General features: G+C 64.1%; 10 protein-coding genes. 2 read left to right on the top strand and 8 right to left on the bottom strand.

Annotation, left to right across the window (positions count from 1 at the left end; genetic code table 11):
* Positions 1-252: 252 nt before the first annotated feature.
* From H5T60_07315 to H5T60_07340, 6 genes are all read right to left on the bottom strand, one after another.
* Entirely contained in the window at positions 253-1,626 is a 1,374-nt protein-coding gene (locus H5T60_07315) for a putative DNA binding domain-containing protein (GenBank protein MBC7242239.1), read from the bottom strand.
* Positions 1,627-1,668: 42 nt separating this feature from the next.
* Positions 1,669-4,161 (bottom strand): DNA gyrase subunit A, encoded by a 2,493-nt coding sequence (gene gyrA / locus H5T60_07320; protein ID MBC7242240.1) that lies wholly within the window; start codon positions 4,159-4,161, stop codon positions 1,669-1,671.
* 171 nt (positions 4,162-4,332) lie between these two features.
* Positions 4,333-4,617 carry a DUF503 domain-containing protein gene (locus H5T60_07325; protein MBC7242241.1) on the bottom strand — a complete coding sequence of 95 codons (285 nt, stop codon included), beginning with the start codon at positions 4,615-4,617 and terminating at the stop codon, positions 4,333-4,335.
* 12 nt (positions 4,618-4,629) lie between these two features.
* Entirely contained in the window at positions 4,630-5,463 is an 834-nt protein-coding gene (locus H5T60_07330; protein MBC7242242.1) for a lipoate--protein ligase family protein, read from the bottom strand.
* Positions 5,464-5,520: 57 nt separating this feature from the next.
* On the bottom strand, positions 5,521-6,789 hold the full coding sequence (gene serS / locus H5T60_07335; GenBank protein ID MBC7242243.1) for a serine--tRNA ligase: 1,269 nt from the start codon (positions 6,787-6,789) through the stop codon (positions 5,521-5,523).
* A gap of 180 nt (positions 6,790-6,969) precedes the next feature.
* The gene (locus H5T60_07340) at positions 6,970-7,116 is read right to left on the bottom strand and encodes a hypothetical protein (protein MBC7242244.1); all 147 of its coding nucleotides are present in this window, start codon (positions 7,114-7,116) and stop codon (positions 6,970-6,972) included.
* Here H5T60_07340 and H5T60_07345 point away from each other — a divergent pair.
* On the top strand, positions 7,106-7,378 hold the full coding sequence (locus tag H5T60_07345; GenBank protein MBC7242245.1) for a hypothetical protein: 273 nt from the start codon (positions 7,106-7,108) through the stop codon (positions 7,376-7,378). The two genes, H5T60_07340 and H5T60_07345, sit on opposite strands and share 11 nt — an antisense overlap.
* Before the next feature lie 62 nt (positions 7,379-7,440).
* Here the strand turns inward: H5T60_07345 and H5T60_07350 are convergent, their stop codons facing one another.
* Together H5T60_07350 and H5T60_07355 are read right to left on the bottom strand one after the other, a co-directional pair.
* Positions 7,441-7,767, bottom strand: coding sequence for a TraR/DksA C4-type zinc finger protein (locus H5T60_07350; GenBank protein ID MBC7242246.1), 327 nt, complete (start codon positions 7,765-7,767; stop codon positions 7,441-7,443).
* Between the two features lie 76 nt (positions 7,768-7,843).
* Complete coding sequence (locus H5T60_07355) at positions 7,844-9,154, bottom strand: S1 RNA-binding domain-containing protein (GenBank protein MBC7242247.1); 1,311 nt, start codon at positions 9,152-9,154, stop codon at positions 7,844-7,846.
* 514 nt (positions 9,155-9,668) lie between these two features.
* Between H5T60_07355 and H5T60_07360 the strand changes: the two genes are divergently transcribed.
* A partial coding sequence (locus H5T60_07360) for a sulfite exporter TauE/SafE family protein (protein ID MBC7242248.1) occupies positions 9,669-9,972 on the top strand: 304 nt, incomplete at its 3' end.

Below are 9,972 nucleotides of genomic sequence, written 5' to 3' on the forward strand. Positions count from 1 at the left end.
CAGTGCGCCGGCCTGACCGACCCACACTGCCCAGGGAGGAACACGTCTGCTCCATCGGGAAACAAGCTTCCGCACCGCCGGCCTCATCCTTTTCTGCGCCGCAGATGCGCAATCCCAAATATCCCAAAGGGGATATTTGGGATATCAATTTGGGATATTCCGCTATAATTGTAACGGCGGCATATGTTATTGTCAAGCACTCCGGCGGCCGGCACGGCGCGCATAGCCCCTTCTTAAGCTAAAATCTCGCCCTTACTTCAGGATGTAATAGGTGCCGCGCTTGTCGCCGATCTTCAGCAGAATGCCCCGTGCCACCAGATCCGCCAGGTCCAGGCGGATGGTCTCCGCGGTGACATCCGGGCAGAGCTGGCGGTACTCGCGGTTGGTGATGCGCCCGTGCTGGGCGACATAGTTCAGCGCCTTCAACTGGCGCTCGTTCATATCCTCTTCCCAGACGGGGGTGGGGACACGGTCGCGCCGGCTGTACAGGGTGACGGTGAAGGAGAAGGGCGTTTCGTGGAAAACGGGCGGCGGGTGGCCGGCGCGGGCCATCTCGGACATCATGCGGTCAATGCCGGTGCCCAGCTCCTCGATGTATCCCCAATAATACAGGCCGTTGACGATGCGCGGGTTGCGCGAGAAGTGCTCATCCACGATGTTGTCCAGGGTGATATAGCCGGGCAGGCCCCCAGGGCTGGTGATCTCCAGCAGGTCGTCGTACATGTGGATCTCGATCTGCCGGCCGCGGATGCGATAATCCCGATGGGCCACCGCGTTGATGAACGCCTCGCGCACGGCGATCGGCGGGTAATCGCTGTGCTCCTGCCGCGCCAGCCCGTTGACCTCTTCGGTGGGATTCAGGTACTGCCACAGCAGTTCCCAGGTCTCTTGAATGAGGCGCGGCAGGGGGCCGTCAATCTCCTCGCGCCGGCCGTACTGGTCCGACGCCCGCTGAGAGCCCGGTTCGCTCCGACTGCCCAGGAAGCGCACGAACTGGACGCCGGTCTTGGGCAGGAACACCTGGGGATGCCGGCCGAACAGGAGCATGCCGGCGACCGTGGGACGCATTTGCGCATCCAACGCCCCAATCTCCACCAGCACCTGTTCCGGGGTCTCGGCGATAGCGCGCGGGGAGCGCTTCTTGCGCTTCTCCAGATATTCCTCGATGATATCGGGATCAAGGTCATCCAGTGTGGCGCCGGACACCGGCTCCAGCTCGAACTCGCCGCGGCCTTTGCCAGAGGCCAGGTGCAGGATCTCATCGCCGCCCAGGGAGCGGTTCAGCCGGCCGGAGCGGATGAGCACCCGGCCATCGTCCAGGCTGTGCAGGTCCGGACTGCGCTGGACCTCCAGCAGGACCGGCAGGCCGTCCGGCGTCTCAGAGGGATGCCATTCGACCGGCACCGGCGGCCGACAGCGGCTCTGGGCGTTTTGCAAAGCCATCGCCACATCATCCAGGAAGATGCCCTCCTCGCGCTCCCCACTGGCGTCCATGCCGATGACGATGGTGCCGCCGTCGGCGTTGGCGAAGGCCACCAGCGTCTCTGCCAGGTAATTCACATCCAGCCCCAGCAGGAACTCCATCATTTGTCCGGGACTGCGCTTCCAAGGCGGGTTGGGTAACATGAGGAAACCTCCTTCCAGCCGTCCACCATCGGGCCGCCGGCGCTATTCTGCCGCCGCAGGCTGTAGGGCCGGCACCGTCTTCTCCTCCGCGACGATGCAGGCCAGCGCGGCGGCGCGGTCCTCGCCGCGCAGTTGGATCAGCCGCACGCCGCGGGCGGCCCGCCCCTGGCGCGGCACGTCGCTGGCGTTCAGACGCAGTACCTGCCCCTCCTGGGAGCTGATGATGACGTCATCCGCCGGCCGCACGACCCGCACCGACACAATGCCGCCGTACTTGCCGGCATTCTTGAGGGCGATGACGCCGCTCCCGCCCCGGCTGTAAACCGGAAACTCCGCCAGGGCCGTGCGCTTGCCGAAGCCGGCCGCGGTCAGCAGGAGCAGGTCGGCATCCGGCTCCACCACCTCGACGCCGGCGATCTGGTCACCCTCTGCCAGGCGCATGGCCGTCACGCCGCGGGCGGTCCTTCCCATAGGGCGCACCTGCTCCTCGGGGAAGCGCAGGGCCTTACCCTCCCGCGTGACCAGGATAATCTCGCGCCGGCCGTCCGTCAGCCGCACCCATCCCAGCGCATCCCCATCCTCCAGGGACAGGGCGATGATGCCGCTGGGCCGGATAGAGAGGAACTCCGACAGCTCCACCCGCTTGATGCGTCCCTGCAGGGTGACCATCAGCAGGTACTGGTCATTGCCGGCGCTCCCGTTCCCATTACCGCCGTTCGGGATGGGCACCATGGCGGTCACGCGCTCGCCCTGATCCAGATTGATGACATTGACCAAGGGGATGCCGCGTGATAGGCGCGAGGCGTCGGGAATCTGGAAGACGCGCTCCTGGAAGACGCGGCCGCGGTCGGTGAAGAAGAGCATGGTGTCGTGGGTGTTGGCGGCGACAAGCTGTTCGACGGCGTCCTCCTCGCGCGTGGTGATGCCGATGACGCCTTTGCCGCCGCGGCTCTGGGGGCGGAAGGTGCGCGCCGGCGCGCGCTTGACATACCCCCGCTGGGTCAGGGTGACGATGACGTGCTCCTGCGGGACCAGGTCCTCCTCGGCCAGTTCCTCGCCTTCTTCCGCCACGATATGGGTGCGCCGGGCGTCGCCGTACTGAGCCTTCAGGTCCAGCAGTTCCTGCCGGATGACACCCAGGATTTTGGCCGGGTGATCGAGCAGGTCCTGGTAATAGGCGATCTGGCGCTGAAGCTCCTGGTACTCGTCCTCGATTTTCTGGCGTTCGAGGGCCGCCAGCCGGCGCAGGGGCATATCCAGGATGGCCTGCGCCTGCACCTCCGTCAAATGGAAGCGGGTCATCAGTCCCTGGCGGGCTTCCTCGGCGTCACGCGAGCCGCGAATCAGGGCGATGACGGCGTCCAGGTTGGCCAGGGCGATGCGCAGTCCTTCCAGGATATGGGCGCGTTCCTGGGCCTTGCGCAGGTCATAGCGCACGCGCCGCGTGACCACCTCACGCCGGTGCTCGATATAAATGGTCAGGGCGCGCTTCAACGACAGCAGGCGCGGCTCGCCATCCACCAGCGCCAGCAACTGCACGCCGAAGGTGCTCTGAAGCGGCGAGTATTTGAGAAGCTGGTTGAGCACCTGGCGGGGCTGGGCGCCGCGCTTCAGCTCCACGATGATGCGCATGCCGTGGCGGTCCGACTCATCGCGCAGGTCAGAGATGGCATCAATACGGCCGCTGTGCACCAGCTCGGCGATGCGCTCCAGCAGGTTGGATTTGTTGAGCTGAAAGGGGATGGCGGTGATGACGATGCGGTAGCGTCCGCCGCCGGCCTCCTCAATCTGCGTCACCGCCCGCATAATGATGCGCCCCTTCCCCGTGGCATAGGCTGAACGGATGCCCTCGCGCCCCAGGATCAACCCGCCGGTGGGGAAGTCCGGCCCGGGGATGAAGCGCATCAGGTCCTCGACGCCGATGGCGTCCAGGTCGTCATAGTGGTCAATGAGATAGACCAGGCCGTCCACAATCTCGCCCAGATTGTGGGGCGGGATATTGGTGGCCATGCCGACGGCGATGCCCGAGGTGCCGTTAAGCAGGAGGTTCGGCAGGCGCGCCGGCAAAACCGTCGGCTCCTGGAGCGAGCCGTCGAAGTTGTCCACGAAGTCCACGGTCTCTTTGTCAATATCCGCCAGCATCTCGCGGGCGATGGGCGCCAGCCGCGCTTCAGTATAGCGCATGGCCGCCGGGCTGTCGCCGTCAATGGAGCCAAAGTTGCCCTGGCCATCTACCAAGGGATAGCGCATGGAGAAGTCCTGCGCCATGCGCGCCATGGCATCGTACACCGCGCTGTCGCCGTGGGGATGGTACTTGCCCAACACCTCGCCGACGATACGGGCGCTCTTGCGATAGGGCTTGTCCGGATACAGCCCCATATCATGCATGGCATACAGGATGCGCCGATGGACGGGCTTCAGCCCGTCGCGCGCATCGGGCAGGGCGCGCGCCACGATGACGCTCATGGCGTAATCCAGGTACGCCCCGCGCATTTCCTCTTCGATATCCACTGGACGAATGGTTCCGATTTCCATGGCTCTCCGCAAATTCCATAAAGATGATAGAGACAGCAATATTATACCCGGAAAGGGGCCGCCGGCCTATTCCGAACTCGTCAGACGCGCGGGAGAGGGACGCTCCTCATGCCCGGATGGACGCGGCGCGAGGGAAGCCTGCCGGCGCGAAAACGGCTGGGGGACGAAGGGCTAGCACCACTCGATGGAGTAGTCGAGCACTTCCACGTCGGGCCGGTTCAGCATCACCCACTGTACGGCGCGCTCTAACAGGCCGTGGGCGTAATCCCGGTCGCTCGAGACGCAGACCATGCCGATGACAGCTTCCTGCCAGACGTCCTGCGCCCCTACCTCCGCAACCGAGAGGTTGAACTCATGGTGCAGGCGCGCCACAATCGATTTGACCACACTGCGCTTGCCCTTGAGCGAACCGTTGCCAGGCAGGCGCAGTACCATGGTGCAGGCGGCGATTATCATGCTCATAGTTGATTATCGCTGTGCGTTCCACTCCGGGTTGGCATAGCGCAGGCGCCGGCCTTCCTCGACCCATTCCCGCTCCTGCGGCGTCAGCTCGCCGGCGACCAATTCCAGGTTCAGCGCCTGGGCAAAGCCCTGTGCCATCGCCCGGACCGCTTCCTCGAACTCCACGCGTCTGCCCAACGCCATTTCCAGGGTGGCGGCCCGCTGGGCCAGCTTGCGCCGCAGGGCCTCCCGCTCCGCATCCGAATCCAGGCGCAGATAATCCACCAACCGGGTGATGTCACCATAAAGGGGCAGGGTGCCGTGCTGAAGCAGGACCCCCTGCCGGCGCACCTGCGCACTGCCCACCAGCTTCCTGCCGTCCACCGTCACCTCGTAATGGGAGGGGACGTCGAAACAGGCAGAGCTGACCCCGCCCGTATTTTCGTTCCGCTGGTACTCCGCCTGGATGGCGGGGACGCCGAGCAGGGAAAGGCCGGCCACCAGGCCGCGGCTGAGCCGGCGGTAGGATTCCACCACCCCGCCGGCAGCGCGCGGATCGTCCAGCCGCGTCACCACGCTGTAGGTCAGCTCGTCCACATGCAGGATGGCGCGTCCGCCGGTGGGCCGGCGCACCCAATCCACGCCGGCGCCAGCACAGCGCGCCAGATCAATCTCCTTTTCCAGCGACTGGGAGTAGCCGATGGACACGCAGGGCGGTTCCCAGCCGTAGAAGCGCAGGGTGGGTGGGGCAAGGCCTTCGAGCACGCCGCGCATAATGGCCTCATCAATGGCCATATTGGTGGCGCCGTCGGCAAAGCCGGTGATCAGCAGGCGCCAGCGCGCCGGCGGGTATGCCCCCATAACTTCGTCTCGTTCCATATCACCCATGGTCCGCGATGCCACACTGTCTTTGCGAGATCAGCGGATGACTTCCTGACCGCCCATGTATGGGCGCAGGACCTCCGGTATCACGATGGAGCCGTCGGCCTGCTGGTAATTCTCCATGACGGCGATCATGACGCGCGGCAGGGCCAGGCCCGAGCCGTTCAGCGTATGCACGTAGCGCGGCTTTTTGCCTGGCGCCGGCCGATAGCGGATGTTGGCCCGCCGCGCCTGGAAATCTCCGAAAAGCGAGCAGGAGCTGACCTCCAGCCATTCCTGCGAGCCGGGCGCCCACATCTCAATATCGTATTTGATGGAGGCGGTGAAGCTCAGATCGCCGGTGCACATCTGCACCACGCGGTGCGGGATGCCCAGCCCGCGGCATACATCCTCGGCGTTGTCAATCAGCTTGAACAGCTCTTCCTCCGAGGTCTCCGGCTCAACGATCTTGACCATTTCCACCTTATCGAACTGGTGGACGCGCTTGATGCCGCGCACATCGCGGCCGGCCGACATCTTCTCCCGGCGGAAGCAGGCAGAGTAAGAGACCAGGTTGATGGGCAGAGCCTCCGCCGGCAGGATCTCATCCCGGAACAAATTGGTCACCGAGACCTCGGCCGTCGGGATAAGCCACAGGTCATCCTCGGCGTCAAAGTACAGGTTCTCGGCGAACTTGGGGAGCTGGCCGGTGCCGATCAGGCATTCCCGACGCACCAGGTACGGCGCCAGCACCTCGGTGTAGCCGTGCTTCTGCACGTGCAGGTCAATCATCCAGGCCACCAGGGCGCGGTGCAGGCGTGCGCCGGCGCCCTTGAGCACGTAGAAGCGGGTGCCGGATATCTTCACCGCCCGCTCAAAGTCGATGATGTCGAGCGTCACGCCCAGCTCCCAATGTGGGAGCGGCTCAAAGTCGAACTGGCGGAAGGTTCCTTCCTGCCGCACGACGACGTTCTCGCTCTCGTCCTTGCCCTCCGGCACGGAAGGGTGGGGCATATTGGGGACTTCCAGGAGGAGCTGTTCCAGGCGGGCTTCTACCTGCCGCAGTTCCTCTTCGAGGGCATCGATCCGGTCACCGACCTGGCGCATCTCGGCGATGAGGGCCTGCCGGCCGGCCTCGTCGCGCATCTTGCCGATCTCTTTGGAAACGGCGTTGCGGCGAGCGCGCAGGTTTTCGACTTCCTGCAGGAGCTGGCGCCGGCGGGCATCCAGCTCCAGGATCTCGTCAATGGGGGCATCCAGGTGCAGTTTGCGGAGCCCCTCCCGCACTTCGTCCGTGTGTTCCCGGATGTAATTGAGGTCCAGCATGTACGAATCTCCCTTCCGGGCCGGCCGCTCATATAAAACGGGCTTGCACCCCTTTCGCTGATGAAAGGTGGAGAAGCCCGCCGCGGCTGTGCCGCCCAACCCTCAGCTCATCATTACCGCGAATTATAGCATGTCGGTGGGAAAGTGTCAACGCGAAGAAGCGCTTGCGCCGGCAGGTCATCACCAGGTGACAGACATCTCGGAGATGCCAGTCACCCTCTTCGATGCGACGGCGCGGTTGAAATGCACGGCCAAATCGGGTATAATGAAGGCGGCGCAGAAGATGATGGAGCGGAACGAATCCAGGAGCGTAAATATGTCCACCATTTCGTTCGGCGAGCGGCTGGTGTTTCTGGTACAGGAGATGGGCCTTTCGGAACAAGAGGTCCTGAGCATGGCGCTGGACGCCGGCGTGCAGGAGCTGTTCCGCCAGAAGGTTTCCGAGAAGTACATGGCCGGCGCCATCTCGCGCCAGCAGGCCGAGGAATGGCTCGGCCCTCGCGAGGTGGCACGCCTGGACTGCCTTATGCGCCAGTGCGCCTGCCAGGATGCAGAGGATTTCCTGGACCTGGTGTGCGGCCTGTCGTGAGAGACACTGCGCATAAAAAGCCCCTGGCCGAACGGCCAGGGGCTGACTCGCTCGATAGAGGTTTATGATTTCGACTGCGCGCAGGTGGCGCAGAAGCGGGTCGTGGGCAGGAGGTCCAGGCGCTCCCACTCGATTTTGCCCCCGCATTTTTCACAGATCCCATACCGCCCTTCATCCAGCCGGCGCAGGGCGTCCTCGATCTCCTCGAGTTTGTCCTGTGCCTGCTGGCGCAGTGCCAGGTTGAACTCCCACTGGTAGACGGCTGGGTCGCCGGCGCCCAGGCTGTAATCCGGCTTCACCTCCAGCCGGCGATCCAGCTCCGCAATCTCTTCCAAGACCTGCTGACGCTCTGTCTCGAGACGCTCACGCATGGCCTGTAGATCCAGCATGACTCATTCACTCCTGACAACTGGCGCACGTGACGCGGACGGGCGCTAACGGAAAGCCGATAAGCTCACCGCGTTATTAGGCGAGGGGCTGGTCGGTCAGGGGTGTCTCATCGGATGTGGGTTCGTCCGCCTCAACCACCGGATCAGCGGAAGCCGGCGCCTCGACTCCGTGAAAAGAAGCGGCCCACTGGCTCCATTCCTCTTCCGAGACTTGGCGGAGGCTCAGCCCGATGCGCCGGCGCTCCGGCTCCACCCGGATCACCCGCAGGAGCAGTAGGTCGCCTTCTTTCACCAGGTCGCGCGGGCGCTGGGGCTCGATATCCGCCAACTCCGAGCGGTGGATCAACCCTTCGACGCCCTCTTCCAACTTGACGAACACGCCGAAATCAGCGACCCGGGTAACGACCCCTTCCACGAGCTGGTCAACGTGATACTTTTCGGGAACCTGGGACCACGGTTCGGGGATCAGCCGCTTCAGGCTCAGCCCGATGCGGCCGCTGGCGCGGTCCACGTTCAGGACGTACACATCGATCTCGTCACCCACTTTGAGCACATCGCGCGGATGCTCCACCCGCTCCCAGGAAAGTTCAGAGACATGGATCAGCCCGTCAACGCCGCCGAGGTCAACGAAGGCGCCGAAGTCGCGCAGACTGCTGACGATGCCGTGCCGCACCTCGCCCTCCTGGATCTCTTCCAGCAGGCGCTGGCGCTGGCGCTCTTTCCATTCGAACCAGGCGGCGCGGTGGGAGAAGATGAGGCGCCGGCGCCGGCGGTCCACTTCCACGACCTTGAGCGGCAGGGTCTCGCCGACAAGTTTGGCCAGGCGAGCCGTGCGAGCATCGCCGGTCAGACGACGCGGGAACCCGACGATCTGAGAGGCCGGCAGGAAACCGCGGATGCGGCCGAACGGCACCACCAAGCCGCCTTGGTTGTAGCCGGTGACCTTCCCTTCCCACAGCTCCTCTTTTTCCATCATCTGCTGGGCCCGCAGCCAGTCCGTTTCCGCCTGGGCACGATGCACCGAGAGAATAAGGTTGCCGTCCTGGTCGCTGGAGCGCAGAACGTACACGGGAATTTCATCACCGACCTTGATGTTGGAGCGGGTCTTGGCGTCCAGCCGGTTGAGGTCCGCCGCCGGCACGATGCCCTCCCGCTTCAGACCCACGTCCACCAGCAGGCCCTCGGAAGCGACGGAGATCACCCGGCCGATGAGCACATCGCCGCGGCGCGGCTGTACCATGCCATATTCTTCCTGCTGGAGGAGCTCCTCCATCGTGCTGAAATCTTCTTCCTCAGGCTCTTCAAGCCCTGGCCGCTTCAGTGGGGGGATAGCGGCTGGATCGAGGTCGAGGGAAGGATCCACGGCCTCCGCAACGCTTGAGATCATCTCATCGCTCTGCACGCTGATCTCTTCTTCTCCCTTCGTGAGATTTCCGGTGGGATCTGGGGTTTGGTCATCAGATTGCTGTGCCACATTTCCCTGTGGGATTGCCTCTGCTGTGACGCCGGCTGTCACGTCCCGGTTCGGTTCCTCAGCTTCTGCGTCCGGCCCATCCGCTGGGAATCTCCAATCGACTCCCTCCTGCATGCCAACCTCCGTTAGAACAAAATCGCTCCGACGCGCTGTGCCCGCGGCACAGCGCCCCGAGTAGGGGTGACCTCATTATACACCATGAGCAAAAGAATTGTCAACCGATGTGACTACCTGCGCCAGCCGCCGGCCGGCACCCTATGGGCGACAGACATTTCAGTGGTGTCTGTCGCTTGCCGGCGCAAATACCGCTGGAATTTGCGGCCGGCGCCCTCCTGTGCTATACTGCAAGTGTTATCCGACGGAGGATACTGTATCCAGTATATCCTCCGTCTTTGTATGCCTTCGACTTCATCCAGGGGATATGCGCATGGCCGACCTCGTGCTGAAAGGGCTGTTGGTGTTGGTGATCGGGGCAGTCGCCGGCTGGATCAACGTCTTCGCCGGCGGCGGCTCCCTGCTGACCCTGCCCCTGCTCATCTTCCTGGGCCTACCCACCGCCGTTGCCAACGGCACCAACCGCGTGGCGGTTGCCGCGCAGAACGTCTTCGCCGTGATGGGCTTCCGCAGTAAAGGCGTGTCGGACCTGCGTCTGAGCCTGCTCTTCTCCGTGCCGACGGTCATCGGTTCCATTGTCGGCGCCCGCATTGCCATCGACCTGCCCGACGCGCTCT

The sequence above is a fragment of the Anaerolineae bacterium genome (assembly GCA_014360855.1).
GTDB lineage: Bacteria > Chloroflexota > Anaerolineae > JACIWP01 > JACIWP01 > JACIWP01.

What these genes read in the sequence shown, in the direction of transcription:
- H5T60_07345 (MBC7242245.1), top strand. Translation starts at nt 7,106, where the DNA reads ATGTCCACCATTTCGTTCGGCGAGCGGCTGGTGTTTCTGGTACAGGAG.
- H5T60_07330 (MBC7242242.1), bottom strand. Translation starts at nt 5,463, where the DNA reads ATGGGGGCATACCCGCCGGCGCGCTGGCGCCTGCTGATCACCGGCTTT.
- H5T60_07340 (MBC7242244.1), bottom strand. Translation starts at nt 7,116, where the DNA reads ATGGTGGACATATTTACGCTCCTGGATTCGTTCCGCTCCATCATCTTC.
- serS (MBC7242243.1), bottom strand. Translation starts at nt 6,789, where the DNA reads ATGCTGGACCTCAATTACATCCGGGAACACACGGACGAAGTGCGGGAG.
- gyrA (MBC7242240.1), bottom strand. Translation starts at nt 4,161, where the DNA reads ATGGAAATCGGAACCATTCGTCCAGTGGATATCGAAGAGGAAATGCGC.
- H5T60_07325 (MBC7242241.1), bottom strand. Translation starts at nt 4,617, where the DNA reads ATGATAATCGCCGCCTGCACCATGGTACTGCGCCTGCCTGGCAACGGT.
- H5T60_07315 (MBC7242239.1), bottom strand. Translation starts at nt 1,626, where the DNA reads ATGTTACCCAACCCGCCTTGGAAGCGCAGTCCCGGACAAATGATGGAG.
- H5T60_07350 (MBC7242246.1), bottom strand. Translation starts at nt 7,767, where the DNA reads ATGCTGGATCTACAGGCCATGCGTGAGCGTCTCGAGACAGAGCGTCAG.
- H5T60_07355 (MBC7242247.1), bottom strand. Translation starts at nt 9,154, where the DNA reads ATGATCTCAAGCGTTGCGGAGGCCGTGGATCCTTCCCTCGACCTCGAT.